The organism is Sporanaerobacter acetigenes DSM 13106, from assembly GCF_900130025.1.
In the GTDB taxonomy this organism is placed as follows: Bacteria; Bacillota; Clostridia; order Tissierellales; family Sporanaerobacteraceae; genus Sporanaerobacter; species Sporanaerobacter acetigenes.
The window spans coordinates 285,644-309,065 of record NZ_FQXR01000003.1 but is presented as its reverse complement, the minus strand read 5'-3'; the positions used below and the strand labels follow the sequence as shown (position 1 = coordinate 309,065).

Sequence of the window (23,422 nt, the reverse complement as noted above, 5' to 3'; positions counted from 1 at the left end):
GTGAAAAAGAAATTTTTTAAGACGTTTTTTATATCTTTTTTGATTTTTACTATAGCTTATGGGGGAGTAGTTTATTATTTTGTAAATGCTGAAGATGAAATAGCTGAGGGAAATGACAATTTTTCCAAAAGTACAATTGATGATGACGATGATGAGCTTACATTTCTTTTACTTGGAATAGACACAAAGGATATTTTAAAAGATAATAAACGAAGATCAGATACTATGATGCTTTGCAAAATGGATAAATCCACTGGTAGTGTATCTGTATTGTCTATACCTAGAGATACCAAAGTTTATATAAGAGGTAGGAAAAATCAAGAAAGAATAAATCATGCTCATGTCTATGGAGGCCCTGATTTGTCTATAAAGGCCGTCAAGGATTTATTGGGAGTAGATTTGGATTATTATGTAAGAGTGGACTACAAATTTGTTGAAAAATATATAGATTTAATAGGCGGAGTAGAAGTAGATGTGCCTATGGATATGGACTATGAAGATTTAGTAGCAGATCCACCTCTTAGAATACATTTAAAAGAAGGTAGACAAGTATTATATGGAGATAAATCACTACAGTTTTTGAGATATAGAAAAGGCTATAAAGGAAAAGGCTATAAAGATGCGGATTTGGGAAGAATAAGAGCACAGCAACAATTTGTCAAAGCAACTATAGAACAAACTTTAAAGCCTAGAAATATAGTTAAAATTCCTCAAATGATAAACAATTATTACAAATATGTAGATACAAATATACCATTAGATGTAATCATGAAATTTGCTATGAAGGCAAAAGATATAGATACAGAAAATATTCAGATGGCAACATTGCCAGGAGAGCCAAAAACCATAAATGGGGTAGCATATTATATACCATATGTGGATGAATCTCAGGAATTGGCAAGAAATATGTTTACAGAGCACAAGGCTGTAGAAAATAAATCTATAGATAGTATAGATGACAGTCAAAAAATAAACAATTAAATTGGGAGGTTTTGTTGTGACTGAAATTGATGAAAGACTTTCTACTATTGTGAAAGCTTGTGATGACAAAAAGGCATTTGATATAAAAGTATTAAATATACAAAAAATTAGTAGTATAGGAGATTATTTTGTTATAGCTAGTGGAAATTCTACTAGTCAAGTAACAGCTATTGCAGATGAAATTGATGAGAAAATGTCTAAAATAGGATTTGGTTTGGTACAAAAAGAAGGATACAGTTCTGCAAGATGGATACTTTTAGATTATGGCGATATTATAGTTCATGTTTTTCATAGAGAAGATAGAAGTTTTTACAATTTAGAGAGATTGTGGTCAGATAGTGAGGAAGTTGATATAAGCCTTCTCATTTCATAAGAAATGGGAAGATTTTTATATATAAAGGAGGTTTTATTATGGATAAAATAGTTGTAAATACTGATAAGGCTCCAGCAGCAATAGGACCTTATTCACAAGGTATGAAAGCAGGAAATATGATTTTTACATCTGGTCAATTGCCAATAGTTCCTGAAACAGGAGAACTTATAATAAATGACATAAAAAAAGAGACCAGACAGAGTTTAGAAAATGTTAAGGCAATACTTAAAGAAGCTGGTGCTACTCTTGAAGATGTAGTGAAAGTAACAATATTCATAAGCGATATGGACAAATTTGGAGAAATAAATGAAGTATATGGAGAATATTTTACGGATCATAAGCCAGCTAGATCTTGTGTAGAAGTAGCTAAATTGCCTAAGAATGGTGATATTGAAATTGAAGCTATAGCAATTATATAAAAGTAAATGACCCTATTTAATAGGGTCATTTACTTTTATATATGCATTTTTTCTTCTTTTTCTTCTTTTAGCTCTTTTAACTGTAGAAAGTATTCTCCAAAATGTAAATAAGATCAATAAAACTAACCACCATTCTTTAAAAATGAAACTTTCTTTTATTTTTTCTTCCACAGTTTTTTCTGGTATATTCATTGTAGAAACAATGTTTATAGTTCCTAAAGAATTTCCATTAAGAAAATATTCTATTTTTCCAAGAGCTTGTCCCTCTATTATAGGAGCTTGTAGGTTTTCGTCTAAAGAAACTATTTTTTCAATATTACTTCTACTTCCTTTGGGGATTGTAACGTATAAGTCTTCACTAGCTACACTTGAAACATAAGAACTAGAGCCATTTTCAATGCTTACGTTTTTTATAAATTCATTTTTAAATGATAAATGTGCTTTTTCAAAATTATCAAAACCATAATTGAGTAGTTTATGTGTATCTACATAGACATCTGTACCACAGGATTTCAATACGACACAAATAAGTTTCATATTGCCTTTGGCGGCAGAGGATACTAAACATTGTTGAGCAGCTGTTGTATAGCCACTTTTAACTCCAGTGGCCCATTCATATTTAATGGGTATAACTTTTCCATCCACATTGATTTTTTTGTTGCTATATAATAATCTGTTGTTTGATTTCAAATATCTAGATTCTTCTTTTTTATTAGTTGGAGGAATCACATATGTATAATTTTTTACTATTTCTCGAAAAGTTTCATTTTGCATTGCGTATTTTGCTATCATGGCTAAATCATGGGCTGTAGTCAAATGGTTTTCATCTGGGAGTCCATTAGGGTTTTTAAAGTAAGTGTTTGTAGCACCTATTTCTTTTGCTTTTTCATTCATAAGATCAGCAAAGTCTTCAACACTTCCAGAAATATGTATAGCTATTGCTACTGCGGCATCATTTGCAGATTCTATTAAAAGGGCATGTAATAAATTATTTAATGACATTTGTTCTCCCACATCTAATGCAATATGTGTTCCATCAGTTCTTTTTACAACATCTTCATCAATTGTTATAATGTCATTTAAATTTCCATATTCAATTGCAAGTATTCCAGTCATTATCTTTGTAGTACTAGCAGGGAAAAGTTGCATATTAGCATTTTTTTCATAAAGTATTTGTCCAGTTTCTGCATCTATTAAAATAGCTGCTTCTCCAGTTATATCTAAGTCATCGGCATAGGAAAAACTACAATTAAATATAAGAACAAAAACTAAAAATATAAGTCCGATTTTTTTCAAAATATACACCTTCCTTACACATTACTGATATTAGTATATCAGAAATTCATGAAAATTTTAATACCATAATTAATATTTTTATAAAAAGAGGAAAAACCTAAAATTAATAGAATAAAATAGTATGATTATTCGTCAAAATGAGGTGATAAAGGTGAAATTCTTTACAAAAAGAGAGCAAATCGTTATACTATTATTAGTTATAATAGTCGTTTTTATTATCTTTTTTAATTTATATAACAAAAATGTAACATTGAATAAAAAAACAAATTTGGAAGAAATCACTTTAGATGATTTGGAAGAAATAGATGAAGGAAAACCAAAAGATGAAAATGAAGCAGAAGAAATCATAATGGTTCATATTAGCGGACAAGTATATAAACCAGGTCTTGTTCAATTAAAAAATGGCTCAAGAGTCATTGATGCTGTAAACAGTGCTGGTGGTCTTAAGAGTGAGGCGGATTTAGATAGAATAAATTTGGCCAAAAAATTGGCAGATGAAGAAAAGATATATATTCCTAAAATTGGTGAAGATAATGACATAATAGATGAAGTTGAAATTTCTGATGGAGGAAGTTCAAGTAATAGTTCAGGAAATAAGAGCAATAAGATAAATATAAATACTTGTACAAAAGAAGAATTGATGAATCTACCAGGAATTGGGGAAGTATTAGCTACAAGAATTGTAGAATATAGGGAATCGAGGAAGTTCAATAGTATTGAAGACATTATGAATGTATCAGGGATAGGAAATAAAAAATTTGAAAATATAAAAGATTTTATTACTGTTAAATAAAATAGAAGGAAGGGATTAAGATGAACAAAAGACTTACAGAGCTTACGAAGAGTTCAGGGTGAGCAGCTAAAATAGGTCCTGATACCTTGGCACAAGTTTTGTGTCAATTACCAAAAACTTATGATGAAAATTTAATCATTGGATTAGATACTTCAGATGATGCTGCTGTATATAAAGTAAATGATGATTTGGCCATTATACAAACATTGGATTTTTTCACACCTGTAGTTGATGATCCATATACATTTGGTCAAATTGCAGCTACCAATTCTTTAAGTGATGTATATGCCATGGGTGGAAAACCTATTATGGCTATGAATATAGTTTGCTTTCCAAATTGCTTATCTCCAGATGTATTGGTTCAAATATTAAAAGGAGGTCATGACAAAGTACAAGAAGCTGGTGCAATACTAGTAGGAGGTCATACCGTTGAAGATGATGAACCTAAATATGGCCTTTCTGTAACTGGATTTGTTCATCCTGATGAAGTACTTGCCAATGGCGGTGCAAGATCAGGTGATTTGTTGGTTCTTACAAAACCTATAGGGACTGGTATCATAAATACAGCTATTAAAGGTGGTTTGGCAGACGAAAAATCTTATGATGAAGCAGTGAAAGTCATGACTACACTAAATAAATATGCTAAAGATGCTATTGATAAAGTTGGAGTGAATGGTTGTACTGATATAACTGGATTTGGACTTTTGGGTCATAGTTTAGAGATGGCTATGGCTAGTTCAGTGAGTTTAAAAATAGATCATGACAAAATATCTTTAATTGAAGGTGCACTTTATTTTGCACAAATGGGACTGGTTCCAGCAGGAGCTTATAAAAATGAAGCTTATATTGGAGATAGGGTTAAATTTTTAAGAGAAATTCCAGTAGAAAAAAAAGATATTTTGTTTGATCCTCAAACTTCTGGTGGATTGCTTATATCTGTATCAGAAGATAAAGTAGATAAATTGCTGGAAGAACTTAAAAATACACCTACTTCTTTTAGTGTTGTTGGAGAAGTGCTAGAAAAGCGAGATCATTATATTTACGTAGAATAATGAAGAGGATGGATGAAAATGGGAGAAAGTAAAAAATTATTTAGCTTTATACCTAAAGTTGATGAACTTTTAGAAAACCCTATTATAAGTGAGAAGTTGGATAAATTGCCAAGGGTTACTATATTAGATTCAATAAGAGAAGAGCTGGATATTTTAAGAGATGATATAAAAGATGGAGTTATAAAAGATGAGAATATAGAAGAAAGAATAAAAAAATTGCCACATTTTGTAGTTGAAAATGCAGAAGAAAAGAACAATTTCAAATTAAAGAGAGTTGTAAATGCTACAGGAGTTATAATTCATACAAACTTGGGAAGGTCTCTTATGAGTGAAAAAGTTATTCGAAATATAATAGAAGTATCTTCCAATTATTCTAATTTAGAGTATGATTTGGAGCTAGGCCAGAGAGGATCTAGATATAGTCATTTGGAAGAAATAATTACAAAGATTACTGGTGCAGAAAGTGCAATGGTTGTTAACAACAATGCTGCTGCAGTGTTGTTGGTTTTAAGCACATTGGCAAAAGATAAGGAAGTCATTGTATCTAGAGGAGAATTGATAGAAATTGGTGGTTCGTTTAGGGTTCCTGAAGTTATGGAACAAAGTGGAGCATATCTTGTAGATGTAGGTACGACTAATAAGACTCATATATGGGATTATGAAAATGCTATAAATGAAAATACTGCTGCTTTTTTAAAGGTTCATACAAGCAATTATAGAATACTTGGGTTTACTTCTTCGGTTTCCTTAGAAGAGTTGAAAAGTTTGAAGAAAAAATATGAAATACCTATTGTAGAAGATTTAGGCAGCGGTGTGTTGATAGATTTATCTAAATATGGATTGGAATATGAACCAACTGTACAAAACTCTATAAAAAATGGCGTAGATATTGTTACATTTAGTGGAGATAAACTTTTAGGAGGGCCTCAAGCTGGAATTATAGTTGGGAAAAAAGAGTATATTGAGAAAATGAAAAGAAATCCTTTGACTAGGGCATTTAGAGTGGATAAATTCACTATATCCGCATTGGAGGGAACTCTTAAATTATATTTAGATGAGGATTCTGCTGTGAAGAATATTCCTACACTCAATATGATGACTATCTCTCTTGATGAACTTGAAAGAAAAGCAGATAGATTAAAAAATATGTTGAACGAAGAAATAAGTGAAGAGTTAATCCAAATGCAAATAGAAGATGATTATTCTGAAGTAGGTGGAGGCTCTTTGCCCTTAGAAAAATTACCTACTAAATGTTTGACCTTGTCATCAAAAAAAATAAGTTCAGCACAGTTTGAAAAGAGATTGAGATGTTTTAGGATTCCAATCATTACTCGTGTTTCTAAAGACAAAATATATTTGGACTTGAGAACAGTTAAAAATGATGAGTTTGATATAATAGTAGAAGGCGTTAAGAATGCTTTAGAAAAGTAAGGAGAGTGCTTTAAATGAAGCATATAATCATAGGGACTGCAGGTCATATCGATCATGGAAAAACAACTTTAATTAGGGCTCTCACTGGTAGAAATACTGATAGATTGAGAGAGGAACAAGAAAGAGGTATTTCAATAGAATTAGGTTTTACATATTTTGATTTACCTAGTGGGAAAAGAGCAGGAATAATTGATGTTCCTGGTCATGAGAAGTTTATTAAAAATATGTTGGCAGGAGTTATTGGTATAGATATAGTTATATTGGTTGTTGCAGCAGACGAGGGAGTAATGCCACAAACCAAAGAGCATTTAGCTATATTGGATCTTCTTGGGATAAAAAGTGGATTTATAGTTTTAACTAAAGCAGATTTAGTAGAAGAAGAGTGGCTGGAACTTGTCAAAGAAGAAGTAAGTATGAGCGTAGAAGGAACTTTTCTTGAAGGGACTCCAATTATCCCTGTTTCATCAACCAAAGGGATTGGTATAGATGAAACTATTAAACTCATAGATGAATTGTCAGATGAAGTAGAGGAAAGGGATAGTGAGGGTATGCCTAGATTGCCCGTAGATAGAGTATTTACTATATCTGGATTTGGTACTATTGTTACAGGAACTTTGATTTCTGGAACGCTTAAAGTAGGAGAAGAAGTACAAGTTTTCCCAGGAAATAAAACAACCAGAATACGTTCACTGCAAGTGCATGACAAAGATACATCTATTGTCTATGCTGGTCAAAGAGTTGCAATAAATTTAGCAGGGCTAAAAAAATCTGAATTGGAAAGGGGGGATGTAGTAGCTTCTATTGGTTCTATGAAAGATACTATGATGCTAGATGTGAAACTTAAGATACTTAGAGATATTCCAAAGATTATTGAAAATAGATCAAGACTTAGACTTTATATAGGGACTAAAGAGGTATTATGTAGAGTAGTATTGTTAGATAATGAATTCTTGTCTCCAGGAGAAAGCGGATATGCTCAATTGAGATTAGAAGAGCCTATAGTTGCAAAGAGAGGAGATAAATTTATTTTAAGATTTTATTCTCCAATGTTTACTATTGGAGGAGGAGAAGTATTGGAATCAAATCCAGACAAGAAGAAAAGATTTGATGAAAGAGCATTAGAAGAATTGAAAATAAAAGAAACAGGGGATTTTACTGAAATAGTGGAGAAAATAATATTGGATAAAAGTAGTAGCTATCCAACAGTTAAGAATATTGTCATGTATACTGTTATGCCTGAAGATAAAGTTATAAATGAAATAAAAAAATTAGAGCAGAATGGCAAGATAAAGATTATATCCTTATTGAAAGATGTCTATATCGTTCACATAGATTATTTTAACCAATTGAAAGATGCGATTGAAAATGAGCTCAAAGAATACCACAAAAAGAAACCATTAAAAGCTGGAATGTCAAAAGAAGAAATTAGAAGCAAATATTTAAAAAGTGCTAAGCCCAAAATGGCAGATAGTTTGCTTAATTTAATAATGGATGATGGTTCTATATGCCAAAATGGTCAAGTACTATTTTTGAAAGATTTTAAAATAATTTATTCTGAGGAACAACTAAAGATTGTAGATAGTATAAAGAAAGAATTTTTAAATAGAGGTTTTATACCGCCTAAACTAGAGGAATTGTATGATATAATTAAATATGATAAAAATAATGTGGAACAAGTATTTGAATCATTGGTGGATTGTGGTGAAATAATTCAAATAAAAGAAGATACTTACTTTTTAAAAGAGTTATATACAAAAGCTTTAAGCATCTTAAAGGATTATTTAGCTGATAATGAATCTATTACGGCATCTCAATATAGAGATTTGCTGAATACAAATAGAAAAATAGCTATAGGATTGCTTGAATATTTTGATCAGTGCAAAATTACTAAGCGTATAGAAGATAAAAGGACATTATTTTAGGGAAAATAGAGGGAAAAGAAATAAAGTGTCGAAATATAATTAATATGACATTTTTGATAAAATATATGAGGTGATAAAATGGACACCAAAATATTAATTGTAGATGATGAAAAGCTTTTTGTAAAAGGTTTAAAGTACAGCTTAGAGCAGGATGGATATATTATAGATACTGCATTTGATGGATATGAAGCCTTGGAAAAAGCCAAAAATAAAAGATACGACTTGATTCTTTTGGATTTGATGTTGCCAGGCATAGACGGATTAGAAGTGTGTCAGAAATTGAGACAGGATTCACAAGTGCCAATCATCATGCTTACTGCAAAAGGTGAAGATATAAATAAAATATTAGGTTTAGAATATGGTGCGGATGATTATTTGACTAAGCCATTCAATATACTGGAATTGAAAGCAAGGATAAAAGCTATACTTAGGCGAGTAAACATGAAAAGTACCAATATTACTGATCAAGTAATTCAAATTGATGATTTTACTATAAATACTTTGGGCAGAAAATTAACTGTACGTGAAAAAGAAGTCAATCTTACTGCAAAGGAATTTGATTTATTACTACTTTTAGCTTCAAACCCTGGGAAAGTATTTACTAGAGAAGAATTATTGGAAACTATATGGGGCTATGAATATTTTGGAGATTTAAGAACCGTTGATGTTCATATCAGGAGACTTAGAGAAAAAATCGAAAGAGATTCAAGCCAAGCAGAATATATACTTACAAAATGGGGAGTTGGTTACTATTTTAGAAGTAGGCCACAATGATAAAAAAAAATTTATTAGTGTAAGGTGGAAATTAGTTTCCACCTATTTATTATTGATATTTGTCACACTGATAATAATAAATATTTTTATATCCAAGACCATTTTAAATATATACATACAACAAAAGCAAAATGATACCTTTACAAAGGCCAATATCATTTCCAATAGAACAAGATACCAGCTAGCTTCAGATAGAATGAATGAAGAATGGGTAAAAAAGGCTATAAATGAGTACAGCAAGGAGATAAATGGAAGAATTATCATTGTAGATAAAAATAATATTGTTAAGGGGGATTCAAACAATTTATTTATTGGGGATACTTTTAAGCATGATGAGATACAGAAAGCTTTGAATGGGGAAAATAGTAGAAGAGTATATAATTTTAGAGATACTGGTAGGGTTATGTATGTTTCTGTACCAGTAATACTAAATGATGAAATAGTAGGTGCTACTCTTATATCTGTATCTATTGATAATATATACTTAGAAGTTAAACATATTTCAAGAAAGGTAGCACTTATATCTGGAATAAGCATGCTTGTTACAGCTATTATAGCTTTTTTCTTTTCTGATGCTATATTTAAACCCCTAGGACAATTAAAAAATGCAATAAATAAAGTAGCTCAAGGTCATTTAGAAGAAAAGGTAAATATAGATAGTAACGATGAATTTAAAGAAGTAGCTGAAGCTTTTAATATTATGATTTTAAAATTGGATCAAGTCGATACTCAAAGAAAGGATTTTGTAGCCAATGTATCTCATGAGTTAAGAACTCCATTGACATCAATAAAAATCTTGTCAGAATCTCTTATTTCTGGAGAAGATTTTAATGTAGATGTGTATAAAGAGTTTTTGACTGATATAGATTCAGAAGTAGATAGACTAAACAATATCATAACGGATTTATTGACATTGGTGGATTTAGATAAGGAAAAGCTCACATTGGATTTAAAGATAACTTATATGAATTTTTTGCTTGAAAGGATTTATTTAAGACTAAAGCCTCTAGCTGAAAAGAAATCTATAGATTTAGAATTAGTTTTAAATGAAAAGATACAATTAAAAGTAGATAATGAGAAAATACAACAGGCTATTATAAATATTATAGACAATGCAATCAAGTATACGCAAACTGGGGGAAAAGTGAAGTTAAAATTGTATAATGAAGGGAAATATGCCATTATAGAAATAAAAGATAATGGCATAGGTATTCCAGAAGAGAACATTCAAAATATTTTTGAAAGATTTTATAGAGTAGATAAAGCTAGATCTAGGGATACGGGAGGAACAGGGTTGGGGTTGTCTATTGCATGGCAGATAGTATCACTGCATCAAGGGACTATAGAAGTAGAAAGTAAAGTTGGAGTGGGTAGTACATTTTATATTAAACTGCCTATTACGACTTGATGTTTTGGGGTGATATATATGAGTAAAAAATATTTAATCATATTATTCGTATTTATAATTTCTATAACCACTACATCATGTCAAAAATATGATGTAGTAAATGAAGAAAGCAACAATTTTCCTCCCATAAATCCCTTGCCAGAAGATAAGCTTGAAATTGTTCTTTACTATCCCAGTGAATCAATGGACTATTTAGCTCCAGAATTTAGAGTTGTACCAAGAAAAAATGCCCAAATAGAAGAGATGGTTATAGATGAATTGTTAAAGGGAACTTCTAAAAAAAACTTGAAAAGTATTGTACCAGCTAGTACTAAAGTATTATCTATTGATATAAATGATGGTGTAGCTTATGTAAGTTTTTCAAGCGATTTAGTAGGAAAAGATTATACTGAAAAAGAGGAAGCCTTTGTAATATATTCTATCGTCAATTCTTTGACTTCTATTTCTTCCATAAACAAAGTTCAGATACTTATAGATGGGAAAGCAAGAGATGTGTTGTATAAATACTATTGTATTAGAGAACCTTTTGAGTTTAGTGGCATGATAGTTTCTAAAAAATATGTAAGCCCTGTTTCAATAATAAATAATTATTATGATTCTATACTAAACCATAAGTATGATGAAAGCATATCTATGTTAAATTTAAAGGATGTGGATAAATTTAAATATAATACACTAAAGACTTATTTGATAGAGGAATTTAAGGGCATAATTAATTATGATATTAAAGATTATACAATATATGAATATTCAGATGAACTAAAAATGAGTGTTAAATATACTATAAGCTATGAAAAAGGTAGTGTAAAAAATTCTCAAAAAAATTTAAAGTTGATTTATAATGGAGAGGACTTTTTAATAGAAGGAATTATATATTAAAAAAAGCTTGAAAAATAGCATATTATGTCTTATAATAAAATATGGTTTTTAATCTGGGGGTAGATGAGTCCTGGTGGGCTCTCTGGTCTTCAAAACCAGCGCGAGGGGTTAGGAGCCTCTTGGGTGAGTTCGATTCTCACATGCTCCCGCCATTGAAAATTAGCGACTTCGGTCGCTTTTTTTGTTTTTTTGCAAATATTTGATTTATTTTGAGCTAAAAATCATGTTATCTGTCTTAAATTGTATCTTGGAAATATTAGCCTAATTTTATATAGTGTATTATAATAAATATAACTATAAAAATATACTAAAACAAATTTACTCAGATGAAGATTCCGTATTACAAAGTAGGAATATTGTTAATAATGGGAAAGGTGCATTGAGTGAGTTTATTAGCAAAGAACTTTAGAATAATTCTGCATCGGTTAAAAGTTCAAGGGCTAGTGTAACATATAATAGATTAGATGCAAGGGATTATGCTCGTGACCACAGAGAAGATAGTCTTGAATTTTATAAAAATGGGAACAGTGATTGTGCAAATTTCGTTTCAAAATGCGTAAATTATGGTGGAATTCCAGAAGATAAAATAAAAAAGTGGTAGAGAAACCTTATTAACTAGTGGCAATTATCTTAACAGGTCTAAATTCTTTATGCCATACAGTAGTATTTTGGGTGATGAATAGATAATTTTTAAAAGAGAGAAGGGTAGGATATGAAATTAAAATTACCATTGTTTATTGCTATTTTAGTAATTGTTGTAATTTTATTAAATAGATTTTACACTAATAGTAAGGTAGAATCTACGAATATAAGTTATCTTAATATCAGATTTGATGAAGAGCAGCCTATAATTGAGTACTATGATGGTTCAGAAGAAATGCTTAACCTCAAAGAAAATGTTTTTTTGTTTTTTAATGGTTCTGTAGTTGAAGGAGCTATTGTAAAAATTGTTGATGGGGAGCCTATTGTTCCTACTGAGGTTATTTCTACTCTATTTAATGCAAAGATCAAAGAAAACGATAATGAAGATATAATTTCTGTAACTCTTAAGGGCAAAAAAATTGATTTATTCATTAATGAAAAGTATGCCAGAGTAAATAATGAAAATTACACATTGGATATTGAAACACAAAAAATAGAAGATAAAATATATGTACCTTTAAAATTTATTTCTGAACAATTTGGGGCAAAATTCAATTATTATGATGGAGAAAATATTGTTGAAGGACAATTTCCTATTTTACCTAACTATAAACAGATCATGATCAATAAGTATCCAACGTTTGTAGAACCTCTTTCGAATGAAGAGGCGTTAGCCATTCTCAGAAAAGAACTTGAAAAGGCATATGAAACAGTTTATGGGAAAAAATACGAATCTTACAAAGGTAATTTATCAGATAAAAACTTGAGTGAAGAAGATGGATGGAGAAATTTTATTTCCAATAAGTTGTATATAAAGGGTGAGAATGATAGATATTATATAATACCAGTTGTATTTGATTTTTTTGTAGACAAATATACAGGTGATGTATATGTATTTTATCAAGGAGCAAATTATGTCATCTATAAATTTGATCCCTATTCGAAAGATGCCTTTTCATTTGCTGGATAATGCGACAGCGAGAGAACTGTCGCAAAAAGGTTTCCTTGATTGCTAAAAGCTTTCATTGGAAGCCTTTTTTATTTTTTGATTTTTTAATTCATTCCAAAATTTATCTGGTTTATTATATACATATTCCACTTTTGCCCATATCTGTTATAATAAATATAACAAATATGAATACAGGGGGTTTTGATAATGAAAAGAGAAAGAAAAGGTAAAAAGAATATAAAGAGACTACTAATGGGAATATTAGTTTTAGCATTTTTATCAAATAATACTTATGCAGATAATATAGACTTCAAAGATGTAACAGAACAATGGGCAAAGGAACCTGTAAGATGGGGAGTAAAAGAAGGGATAGTAGAAGGGTATCCTGATGGGACTTTTAAACCTAAAAAGCAGGTGAACGAGGCAGAATTTGCAAAGTTAATGACTGGTTATGCAAAAGTATTAGATGTAAGTAATTTAAAAGTTAAAGAAGGAGAGCATTGGGCAAAAGAGGTATATGATGCCTTAGAGGAATATGCAATACCTTTAGGAGGATATAAAAGTGATAAAGTAAAGAATACAGGATTATCAAGAGGGCAATTAGCAAGGATAGTAGCAGCTAAGAATGGATTTAATTTAAATGAAAGACAAGCCATATATTATTTATATGAAAATGATTTAAGTGATGGGAAAATAAGTGGAAGATTAGATTTTGAAAGTTATGACAAAGATTCTGCAGTAAAAAGAGCAGAGGCAGTAGCCTTTTTAAGGAGATTAGAAACAAAAGGTGTAACAACATTTAAAGGTAAGCCATCAACTGTAGGAGCAAGAGAGATGGGTGGAATAAAAGGAGTACCAAAAGATGAAACAGTAGTCACAGATGAAGATTTCAAGAAACTAGCAGAAGAAAAAGGAATAAAGTAAGTAGAAAAGAATAATAGCAGTTATGCCTTTGCAAACAAAGTAGCGGATAAGTATGGACTAAAGGTTGATGATGGTGGAGATCCTGGTACAGGGTTTGAATTAAAAGAAAAGAGTACAAATAGAACTATAATAAGTTATACTGATGATTCCACTGGGTTTAATATATTTTTTGAGGACTACAAAGAAAACAAGCCATTAATAATAGATTTATTAAAATCAACAGGAAGATTTACAGATAGTGATATAAAAGAGGTAATAAACATAATAGAAGTAAAGCATATGAAAGATAAAGTTCCACAATATTATGATTTTGGTAAATATGGTTGTGTAGAACCTGCTGGAGGATATGGAGAAATGACCTTAAGATTTGGTTTTTCAAATTGGGAATAAAAGAGGGGGAAAGGGAATGAAGAAAAAGAGATATATAAGTATAATAATGTTAATAATAATGGCACTCTCATTTACTGGGGGTGCCTTTGCAAGTGATGAAAAAGGGGATAACACAATAGATTTATCAAAGATAAAGAGTTTTGCAGAGATTAAAAAGGCTTTAAAGGCATATCCAACAAGTTTTAAAACCAAAGAAGATGCAAGAGAGTTTTGGACATATTATTGGACACATGCATTTCCACCTAAAGATAGCATATTTAATTATGACTTAAACTTTGATTCAGTATTATTAAAAAATGTAATGTATTATGGGTATGGATCATTAATACCTAAGCAAGAACAAAAGCATGATAGATATGGAAAAGCCTTATATTTAGGATACACAAAAGATGGAAGATATGTAACAAACATAGAATATAATGAAGATCCTATGTCAAATCCTCAAATAATAAAAGATACAACTAAATATAAAGATCATAAAATAAAATGGTCAGGTAAAGTAAGACCATATCAAACAGGTTATAATGATATTAAAAAAGTAGGAGAATTATATTTAGGGAAAAATGCACCTAAAGATGATAAACTGAAATGTGGTAGATATGTATTAGAACGATGGGCAAAAAATGTAGTAAATAGAACACCTGAATTTGCAGGAGGAAAAGATTTTTACACATAATTTTGGAGGAGATTTAGATAAATTTTTAAAAGCAGTAACAATAACAGTACCTCCAACATCAAGAAATAATGGACAGGCAGTAGTATGGTTTAATACAGCTAATGGTTCTACACATAGGACTTACTATATAAAACCAACAGAGCCTGTAGATATAATGGTAAAACAAGAAGGATTTAAAGGAACAACTGTAAAGCCAGATGGATCAATAAGGTTTACATTTGATTATAAAGTAAAAGGATTAGAAAGAGTAAAAGGGAAAACTTCTATATTTTATGTAGTATCAGCTCCTTCTGAATATATGAATTTAAATGATGATCTTATTTCAAATTTAAGAAAAGAATTACCAAAAGGAACACAATTAGATTATTGGTTTGCTCGAGATCGTAAGATAGGTATATTAACAATGTTGATACCTGTAGAAATAGATTGGAATTTATTAAATGATTATCAAACAATATATTTAGATTTAAAAACTTCAGTATTTAATTCTAAATATGCATCACAGAATTCTCCTTTAAGTATGTTCGTTGATGAATATGATAATCCTATAGCTGGAATGAATACAGTAGTAGGTTTAAATTTAGGGCATTTAGAGAAAAATAAAAGACAAGATATTAATGCATTATTAGGAATGTTTGATGATATTAAAGGGTTAAAAGAATATAAAGCTGGGGGATATGAAAATAATATTATATATGGAGGTTTAAGTATCCAAAGTTTAGAATTAGGAATATTGGGAAGAGAGCCTAATGATGAATATACTGAAGAAGAGAAACCTTTAGAATATAAAGTAGAAGAAAATCAAAAAGAATTAGATATTTTAATGACTGTTTTTAAAGTTTTTGATATAACAGAAGATAATAAGAAAACAAATGTAATTTTATATGATGAAAAAGGAAAGGAAATAAACAAGAAAGAAATCGAGTTAAAGGGGACTACTAATGGTGAGGAAGAGATAATTGAAGACATAGATATGAAGTTAAATTTAGAAGGTTTAAGTAAAGGTGAACATAAATTTTATGCCGTAGTAAATAGTGATTTTAATTTAACCAAACCTTATCCTATAGAATATGAACGTGCTGATCAATTAGAAAATAATATATTAGAAATTAAAGTAGTAATTCCTGGTGAAGAAGATTTTGAGATAATAGCAAATAAACATAAAATAGAAGTAGATAAAAAAGATAAAGGGGAAATAGAATTAAGTTATAATGTAAATTTAAAAGGGACAGAAAAAGAGATACCAACTGTAGTAGATCTATATAGAGGAGACAAGGTGATAGAGAGTATAAATATAAAATCCAAAGGTGGTACATCTCAAGAAGTAAAATTTAAAGTTCCTATAGTTATATTAGAAGAAGGGATAAATAATTTTTATGGTGTAGTAAATGCTGATTATAATTTAAAAGAGGCAAGACCATTTGGGATAATTAAAAAGTAGATAGATGAAAAGGAAAGGAAAAGAAAAGATAAAGTATGAGGTTACAATTTTGAATGACAAGGTTATAAAAATTCAATTAAATATAAAAGGGGATGCTAGCAATATGAAAATTGAACTTGGGAAGACACAAAAGATTATAAATTGGACTACTAGGAAAATTTGTTATGAGGATGGGAAAAAACATCAAAGGAAGTGGACGGTTAAGAGAGGAGAAGTTTATTTTGTTGATTTGGGAGAAAACATAGGGAGTGAAGAAAATAAAATTAGGCCTTGTGTAGTTCTTCAATCCAATGCTTATAACTTTAAGTCTCCAGTATTTACCTGTGCAATCATATCAAATAGTAAATTAACTATACGGGATATTCAAATTCCTATAAAAGGTAGATATGAGTACCTTAATGAAAAAAAACAATCTTCATTTTTAACAGGAATTATTGATCTAGGGCAAATAAAAACTGTTGGTAAAGAGAGAATTCTATTAAAAGTATGTACTCTAAAAGAAGAAGTTGATGAGATAGATATGAAATTGTTTAATGCTTTAGGAATGTCAGACATTTTAACGAAACAACAGAATACCATTCATTCGCTAAAAGGGAAAGTAGATTACTTAACAGATAAAATAGAAAATATGAAATAAAAATTGACAATATGCATATAATATAGTATACTGTAGATACAGTTATAGTAGGTTTGGCGACCTACTGGTACGAAATTATTCAGATATGACAAAGTTGGCACTTTGTCGGCAATAGAGCGTCCTTATTGAGGATGCTCTATTCGTTTTTTGATTTTTTGCTACAGCGGGGACGGTTCTCACTGTCGCAAAGTAGTAAAGCCCTCACTTTATGGCATGAAATCGTTACTTGTCATGAGGTGAGGGCTATTTATATGTTAAATAGTTAACAAAAATTAAGAAAACCTATGAGCTTATTCATGATATAATAATAATGGCCGTACTTTTTTAAAAGGAGGATTTTTGATGAAGAATAAAAATATCATGGTATGTGTTACTCAACAGAAAACTTGTGAAAGATTGATACTAAGTGGCTATGAGATGTTAAAGACTGATAATGATAAATTATTTGTAATACATGTAGTGAATGAAAAAGACAATTTTTTAAATAATAATAGTGATGGGGAAGCTTTAGAATATTTATTTAATGTATCAAAAAAGGTTGGGGCTAATTTAACTGTATTAAGATCGAAAGATGTGGTTAAAACTATAGAAGATTTTGCAGTGAAAAATAAGATTACCCATATACTCATGGGAGCATCGCCAGATGCAGATGGCGGAGGAAGTCAAAACTTAACTTTTAAATTAAATAAAATGTTACCAGAAGTAGAATTTGTCATATTATAAAAGTATAGATGTATGTTGTATTAGCCTTTAAAATTAATATTGAAGGAGGAATTTCGTGATAGGTATAAAGAGGATGTTTCCTGGAGGAAATACTTCAGAAGGTTTTTTTTCATATCACAAGTATATTACCAACAATATACATAAGAAAAAATTTATTTTGAAGGGTGGGCCAGGCTCAGGAAAATCTACAATCATGACTGAAATTGGAGATGAAATGCTAGAAAAAGGATATGGTATTGAATATCATCATTGCCCTTCAGATAGATATTCAGTAGATGGAATAGTTGTACAGGAACTAGATATTGCCATATTAGATGGAACAGCACCCCACATAATAGATCCAGAACTTCCTGGGATAATGGATGAGATAATTGATCTTGGAAGATATATAGATAGTGAAAAGCTTATGGAAAATAAAGATATCATAATAAATGCGAAAAGTGGCAACAAAAACTGTTATAGAAGAACCTATTCATATTTTAGAGCTGCTAGACAAATACTAAATCAAATAATAGAAGAAAATAGTGAATGTGTTGATTTTAAAAGTATGAATAGAATGATATTAGATTTAATAGCAGAAATATATTCTACAGAAGGGAATAAAAACCTATTGGGTGGTGAAAGACATCTATTTGGTAGTGCATTTACTCCCAGTGGCTTTGTAGATTATACAGATACTCTTTTAGAAGGCTTAGAAAGGGTGTATTTTGTAACTGGAGACTATGGTACTGGTAAAACTATGTTATTAGATAGAGTTTATGAAAATAGCAAAATTAGAGGCTACTATGTAGAAGTTTATCATGATCCTTTTATTCCACAAAAAATAAATACAGTCCTGATTCCAGAGCTAAGTATAGGATTTACAACTAGTGCTACAATAGGAGACAATTATTTAAAAAAAATAGATTTAAATAAATATTTTGATACTTCAAGAAAAAATGAAAATGATTATAAAGTTTATAAAGAACTAATGGATTTAGGAATATCTAATTTATTTAATGCCAAAGCAAATCATGATATTTTAGAAAAATATTATCATCTTGCTATTGACTTTGATGGAGTGAATAAGGAAAAAGAATATATCATTAGTGAAATTGAAAATTTATAAAAGATTTTCTATTGAAGAGGAGTTTAGGCATAAAATCTAAAACTCCTCTTTATTTATGAGTTTTTCACATCTGTATTTCAAGAGTTCTTTTTTAAGAGCAATGTTTTCTTTTTCTAATTCTTCTTTTTGAGTGTAAAGTTTTTCTATTTTTTCATATACATCTGTATCTTTTGTAGAAAGAAGATCAGAAATATCATTTATTTGTGAATTTATTTGTGAGTAGTTCTTTAAAGCTCTGTTTCCACAGACAAATTCAACTCTAGTATTTCCTTTGTATTTTTCCCACTTTCTTATTTTTATCATACCTATTTCTCCTGTATTTCTATGATGAGTGCCACAACAAGGAGAATAATCTATTTCATCTATTTCTACAATTCTAATATTTGAATCTACAATAGGTTTTTCTCGTAATGGTATTTTAGTCAAATCATTTTTTTGAACAATATAAGTATTTATTGAAAAGTTTGAATAGATAATTTTGTTCGCAACAATTTCTACTCGTTTTATATCTTCACGTTCTAATTTGGGTAGAGTAATGTCAATGTACACACAATCTTCTCCAATATGAAAACCTACAGTTTCTGCACTGTATAGTTTATAAAATACTGAAGAAAGGAGATGCTGACCTGTATGCTGCTGCATATGATCTAATCTGGTATCCCAATCTATAGACAACTGAACTTTGCTGTTGTCTATATTTTCGTTGATTATATGAATGATATCATTATTTTCCTCATATGTGTCTATTACTTCTATACCATTTATAGTTCCTTTATCTCTAGGTTGTCCACCGGCAAGGTTTGGATAAAATATAGTTCTATCAAGTTTTAAATGAAATTTGTTGTTATTATATTTTTTTTCTATTATTCTTGCATTTATTTCAGTTATATATGGATTTTTGAGATATATTTTTTCTGTCATATTTTCACCTCATATACCTATTAATATCTTTACTATTATATATTTTATCATTTTTTTAAGGAAAAAGTAATTTTCAAAGGAAAATAAACTTGTGATATAATAAATACACAAGGGGGCTGGGAAAATGAAACCTGATGGTTATTTGCTCGTTATGGCTGGGATGTTGCTTGTAATATGGTCTTTAAATAGAATGAATAGAAATAGAAAAGTATAAATATGCTTGTATTTATACTTAAAGAAAACATTTGCACTAAAATGCATCACAAAAATGTATAAACATACACTGCATGAATAAATATTTATTTTTGCTTGACATGAATGACAATTTAAAGTTATAATTTAACTATAAAATATCCTTTCGTTTGAAAAGTGTTTCAAATGTATATTAGTGCATAAAAAGGGGGAGTACCTTTGAAAAATCCATTGAATGTAAAATCTGAAATTGGAAAATTAAATACTGTGTTGTTACATCGTCCAGGAAAAGAACTGGAAAATTTGGTACCAGATTGTTTAGATAGGCTATTGTTTGATGACATACCTTATCTTGAAAATGCGATTAAGGAGCATGACGAATTTGCTAGAATATTTAATGAGAACGGAGTAGAAGTAATATATTTAGAGGATTTGGCAAGCGAAGCAATTGCAAATGGGAAAGTGAGAGAAAAGTTTATTGACGATTTTCTTGATGAATCAAGTGTTGTTGGTGAAGGAAGTAGGGAAACAATAAAAGAATATTTTGACAGTTTATCAAATAGTGAACTTGTTGACAAAATGATGGCAGGAATTAGAAAAACTGAAATCAAGAATCATAAAATTCATTCTTTATCTGATATGCTTGATTGCGATTATCCATTTATATTAGATCCTATGCCAAATTTGTATTTTACAAGGGATCCTTTTGCTATAGTTGGAAATGGTGTTTGCATAAATCATATGAGGACAGAGACTAGAAATCGAGAAACTCTTTTTGCAAAATATATTTTTGAATATCATCCAAAATTTAAAGACGTAGATATTCCTATTTGGTATAATAGGGATGAAAGGTATTCTATTGAAGGCGGAGACATCTTGATATTAAACAATGAAGTCATGGCAGTTGGTATCTCACAGAGAACTGATTCAGCAGCTATTGAAAAATTTGCTAGAAACATATTGTGGTCAGATAGTGGCTTTAAAACTGTTCTAGCTTTTGACATTCCTAAAAAGAGAGCTTTTATGCATCTTGATACAGTATTTACTATGATTGATTATAACAAATTTACTATACATCCAGAAATAGAAGGACCATTAACTGTATTTTCTATTACTAAAAGTGTACATGGCAAAGAAAAATTATCTATAGAAAAAGAAGAAAGCGAATTAGAAGATATACTCATGAAATATTTGAAATTGGACAAAGTATCTTTAATAAGATGTGGTGGTGGAAATATTGTAGATGCAGCCAGAGAACAATGGAATGATGGATCGAATACTTTGGCTATTGCTCCAGGAGAAGTGATTGTTTATGGAAGAAATTATATTACAAATAGGATTTTAGAGGACAATGGCATTATAGTTCATAGATTGGACAGTTCTGAATTAGTGAGGGGACGTGGAGGTCCAAGATGTATGAGTATGCCTTTTTCGAGAGAAGATATTTAATTTTTGAAAATATAGAGATTATTAAAATCTCTATTTAAATAAATAACATGATAGGAGGTTTAATATGGCTTACAATTTAAAAGGAAGAAATTTTTTGACATTAAAGGATTACACACCAGATGAGATTGATTATTTATTGAAGTTAGCAGCTGAATTGAAAAGACAAAAATATGCTGGGATTAGACCTAGAAATTTAGAAGGAAAAAGCGTAGCTTTAATTTTTGAAAAACCTTCAACTAGAACTAGATGTGCTTTTACTGTAGCAGCAATAGATGAAGGAGCTCATCCAGAGTATTTAGGAAAAGGCGATATACAATTAGGGAAAAAAGAAAGTGTAGAGGATACTGCAAAAGTATTAGGTAGAATGTTTGATGGTATAGAGTTTAGAGGATTCAAGCATGAAACTGTAGAAGCTCTTGCAGAATATTCTGGTGTTCCGGTTTGGAATGGTCTTACAGACAAATATCATCCAACCCAAATATTGGCGGATTTCTTAACTATTAGAGAACATAAAGGATATTTAAAGGGAATCAAACTTGCTTATATTGGAGATGGAAGAAACAATATGGCAAATTCTTTGATGATTGGTGCTGCAAAAATGGGTATGGACTTTAGAATAGTATCACCAAAAGAATTATTTCCAGAAGAAGAATTGGTAGCAGAAGCAAGAAAAATAGCAGAAGAAAACAAAGCAAAAATAACTATAACAAAATCAGTAGAAGAAGGAGTAAAAGACGCAGATGTCCTATATACAGATGTTTGGGTATCTATGGGAGAAGAAGCTCATTTTGAAGAGAGAATCAAATTACTTAAACCTTATCAAATAAATATGGATATGTTGAAAATGGCAGATGAAGAAGTTTTATTCTTACATTGTCTACCAGCTTTCCACGACTTGGAAACAGAAGTAGGTAAGGAAATATATGAAAAATATGGTTTAAAAGAAATGGAAGTAACAGATGAAGTATTTAGAAGTAAACATTCAGTTGTATTTGATGAAGCCGAAAATAGAATGCATACTATAAAAGCTGTAATGGTGGCTACTTTAGGAAAATAGTTATATAGATATTTTAGAAGGGGGAAATCTGTTTGGAAAAAATAGTAGTAGCATTGGGAGGAAACGCCCTACAAGCATCAGGAAAGCCAGCAACAGCTGAAGCTCAACTTGAAGTAGTTAAAGATACTACTAGATATATTGCCGATTTAATAGGCGAAGGATACAAAGTAGTTATTGCTCATGGAAATGGACCCCAAGTGGGTAGAATAGTCCTCCAAAATGAAGCGGCAAATGATATCACTCCAGCAATGCCTTTTGATGTGTGTGGCGCAATGAGTCAGGGAATGATAGGATATCATATACAACAAGCATTAAAAAATGAGTTGCAAAAAAGAGGCAATAAAAAAGCAGTTTCAACAATTGTGACTCAAGTTGTAGTAGATAAAGAAGACAGTGCTTTTAAGAATCCTACGAAACCTATTGGACCATTTTATACAGAAGAGGAAGCAAATTTACTCAAGAAAGAAAAAGGCTATGATATAGTAGAAGATGCTGGAAGAGGATTTAGAAGAGTAGTAGCTTCACCAATTCCTAAACGAATAGTTGAAATAGACACAGTTGAAACTCTTGTAGATTCTGGTGCTGTTGTCATAACTGTTGGAGGCGGTGGAATACCTGTTATAGAAGAAAATGGTGAATTAAAGGGAGTAGCTGCAGTTATAGATAAAGATTTGGCAAGTGAAAAATTAGCCGAAGATCTTGATGCAGATACGCTTTTAATACTTACGGCAGTTGATAAAATTTCTTTAAATTTTAGGAAGCCAAATCAAGTAGATTTAGATGATATAACAGTTGCTGAAGCTAAAAAATATATTGAAGAAGGTCATTTTGCAAGTGGAAGCATGCTTCCAAAAGTAGAAGCAGCTATAAAATTTGCTGAATCTAAAAAAGGCAGAGTAGCTATTATAGCTTCATTAGACAATTGCCTAGAAGCTGTAAAGGGAAAACAAGGTACAAGAATTTCTATGTAAATAATTAATAGGTG

General features: G+C 30.2%; 22 protein-coding genes, 1 tRNA gene and 1 pseudogene. 22 read left to right on the top strand and 2 right to left on the bottom strand.

Translation table 11 applies throughout. The features are described from left to right. From BUA21_RS03840 to BUA21_RS03830, 3 genes are read left to right on the top strand one after another with little or no spacing between them, the layout of a single operon-like run. Positions 1-981, top strand: a complete 981-nt coding sequence (locus BUA21_RS03840; protein WP_072743350.1) for an LCP family protein — start codon at positions 1-3, stop codon at positions 979-981. A 16-nt stretch (positions 982-997) separates the two neighbouring features. Then, positions 998-1,354 carry a ribosome silencing factor gene (gene rsfS / locus BUA21_RS03835; protein WP_143147123.1) on the top strand — a complete coding sequence of 119 codons (357 nt, stop codon included), beginning with the start codon at positions 998-1,000 and terminating at the stop codon, positions 1,352-1,354. A gap of 38 nt (positions 1,355-1,392) precedes the next feature. Continuing rightward, positions 1,393-1,773 (top strand): RidA family protein, encoded by a 381-nt coding sequence (locus tag BUA21_RS03830; protein WP_072743349.1) that lies wholly within the window; start codon positions 1,393-1,395, stop codon positions 1,771-1,773. Positions 1,774-1,785: 12 nt separating this feature from the next. Here the strand turns inward: BUA21_RS03830 and BUA21_RS03825 are convergent, their stop codons facing one another. Next, positions 1,786-3,078, bottom strand: coding sequence for a D-alanyl-D-alanine carboxypeptidase family protein (locus BUA21_RS03825; protein WP_459550723.1), 1,293 nt, complete (start codon positions 3,076-3,078; stop codon positions 1,786-1,788). A gap of 142 nt (positions 3,079-3,220) precedes the next feature. Here BUA21_RS03825 and BUA21_RS03820 point away from each other — a divergent pair, with 142 nt between their 5' ends. The 16 genes and pseudogenes from BUA21_RS03820 to BUA21_RS03745 all read left to right on the top strand — a co-directional run bounded on the left by BUA21_RS03820 (position 3,221) and on the right by BUA21_RS03745 (position 18,818). After that, positions 3,221-3,862, top strand: a complete 642-nt coding sequence (locus BUA21_RS03820) for a helix-hairpin-helix domain-containing protein (protein ID WP_234973670.1) — start codon at positions 3,221-3,223, stop codon at positions 3,860-3,862. 20 nt (positions 3,863-3,882) lie between these two features. Continuing rightward, positions 3,883-4,914 (top strand): selenide, water dikinase SelD, encoded by a 1,032-nt coding sequence (gene selD / locus BUA21_RS03815; RefSeq protein WP_084604124.1) that lies wholly within the window; start codon positions 3,883-3,885, stop codon positions 4,912-4,914. Between the two features lie 18 nt (positions 4,915-4,932). After that, complete coding sequence (gene selA, locus BUA21_RS03810) at positions 4,933-6,345, top strand: L-seryl-tRNA(Sec) selenium transferase (RefSeq protein ID WP_072743345.1); 1,413 nt, start codon at positions 4,933-4,935, stop codon at positions 6,343-6,345. Between the two features lie 14 nt (positions 6,346-6,359). After that, the gene (gene selB / locus BUA21_RS03805) at positions 6,360-8,267 is read left to right on the top strand and encodes a selenocysteine-specific translation elongation factor (protein ID WP_072743344.1); all 1,908 of its coding nucleotides are present in this window, start codon (positions 6,360-6,362) and stop codon (positions 8,265-8,267) included. Between the two features lie 78 nt (positions 8,268-8,345). Further along, the gene (locus tag BUA21_RS03800) at positions 8,346-9,041 is read left to right on the top strand and encodes a response regulator transcription factor (protein WP_072743343.1); all 696 of its coding nucleotides are present in this window, start codon (positions 8,346-8,348) and stop codon (positions 9,039-9,041) included. Between the two features lie 196 nt (positions 9,042-9,237). Then, positions 9,238-10,449 (top strand): sensor histidine kinase, encoded by a 1,212-nt coding sequence (locus BUA21_RS03795; RefSeq protein ID WP_084604134.1) that lies wholly within the window; start codon positions 9,238-9,240, stop codon positions 10,447-10,449. A gap of 18 nt (positions 10,450-10,467) precedes the next feature. After that, positions 10,468-11,328, top strand: a complete 861-nt coding sequence (locus BUA21_RS03790) for a GerMN domain-containing protein (protein ID WP_072743342.1) — start codon at positions 10,468-10,470, stop codon at positions 11,326-11,328. Positions 11,329-11,383: 55 nt separating this feature from the next. Continuing rightward, a tRNA-Sec gene (locus tag BUA21_RS03785) sits at positions 11,384-11,480 on the top strand. Positions 11,481-11,791: 311 nt separating this feature from the next. Then, positions 11,792-11,929: pseudogene (locus BUA21_RS15320) on the top strand (amidase domain-containing protein); the annotation flags it as partial. Between the two features lie 111 nt (positions 11,930-12,040). After that, positions 12,041-12,940 (top strand): copper amine oxidase N-terminal domain-containing protein, encoded by a 900-nt coding sequence (locus BUA21_RS03775; RefSeq protein WP_072743340.1) that lies wholly within the window; start codon positions 12,041-12,043, stop codon positions 12,938-12,940. A 186-nt stretch (positions 12,941-13,126) separates the two neighbouring features. After that, positions 13,127-13,843 carry an S-layer homology domain-containing protein gene (locus tag BUA21_RS03770; protein WP_072743338.1) on the top strand — a complete coding sequence of 239 codons (717 nt, stop codon included), beginning with the start codon at positions 13,127-13,129 and terminating at the stop codon, positions 13,841-13,843. Between the two features lie 406 nt (positions 13,844-14,249). Further along, on the top strand, positions 14,250-14,909 hold the full coding sequence (locus tag BUA21_RS03765) for a hypothetical protein (RefSeq protein ID WP_072743336.1): 660 nt from the start codon (positions 14,250-14,252) through the stop codon (positions 14,907-14,909). Beyond that, on the top strand, positions 14,881-16,350 hold the full coding sequence (locus BUA21_RS03760) for a hypothetical protein (protein ID WP_072743334.1): 1,470 nt from the start codon (positions 14,881-14,883) through the stop codon (positions 16,348-16,350). The genes BUA21_RS03765 and BUA21_RS03760 overlap by 29 nt, the downstream gene beginning before the upstream one ends. A gap of 4 nt (positions 16,351-16,354) precedes the next feature. Further along, positions 16,355-16,987 carry a type II toxin-antitoxin system PemK/MazF family toxin gene (locus BUA21_RS03755; protein ID WP_072743332.1) on the top strand — a complete coding sequence of 211 codons (633 nt, stop codon included), beginning with the start codon at positions 16,355-16,357 and terminating at the stop codon, positions 16,985-16,987. Positions 16,988-17,329: 342 nt separating this feature from the next. After that, the gene (locus BUA21_RS03750) at positions 17,330-17,710 is read left to right on the top strand and encodes a universal stress protein (protein WP_072743330.1); all 381 of its coding nucleotides are present in this window, start codon (positions 17,330-17,332) and stop codon (positions 17,708-17,710) included. 55 nt (positions 17,711-17,765) lie between these two features. Further along, the gene (locus BUA21_RS03745; protein WP_072743329.1) at positions 17,766-18,818 is read left to right on the top strand and encodes a hypothetical protein; all 1,053 of its coding nucleotides are present in this window, start codon (positions 17,766-17,768) and stop codon (positions 18,816-18,818) included. A gap of 36 nt (positions 18,819-18,854) precedes the next feature. Here the strand turns inward: BUA21_RS03745 and BUA21_RS03740 are convergent, their stop codons facing one another. Continuing rightward, on the bottom strand, positions 18,855-19,739 hold the full coding sequence (locus tag BUA21_RS03740) for an alanyl-tRNA editing protein (protein WP_072743328.1): 885 nt from the start codon (positions 19,737-19,739) through the stop codon (positions 18,855-18,857). Between the two features lie 411 nt (positions 19,740-20,150). Here BUA21_RS03740 and arcA point away from each other — a divergent pair, with 411 nt between their 5' ends. The 3 genes from arcA to arcC all read left to right on the top strand — a co-directional run bounded on the left by arcA (position 20,151) and on the right by arcC (position 23,408). Continuing rightward, the gene (gene arcA, locus BUA21_RS03735; RefSeq protein ID WP_072743327.1) at positions 20,151-21,380 is read left to right on the top strand and encodes an arginine deiminase; all 1,230 of its coding nucleotides are present in this window, start codon (positions 20,151-20,153) and stop codon (positions 21,378-21,380) included. 64 nt (positions 21,381-21,444) lie between these two features. Further along, positions 21,445-22,437 carry an ornithine carbamoyltransferase gene (gene argF, locus BUA21_RS03730; protein ID WP_072743326.1) on the top strand — a complete coding sequence of 331 codons (993 nt, stop codon included), beginning with the start codon at positions 21,445-21,447 and terminating at the stop codon, positions 22,435-22,437. Positions 22,438-22,469: 32 nt separating this feature from the next. Then, entirely contained in the window at positions 22,470-23,408 is a 939-nt protein-coding gene (gene arcC / locus BUA21_RS03725) for a carbamate kinase (RefSeq protein WP_072743325.1), read from the top strand. Positions 23,409-23,422 lie beyond the last annotated feature (14 nt).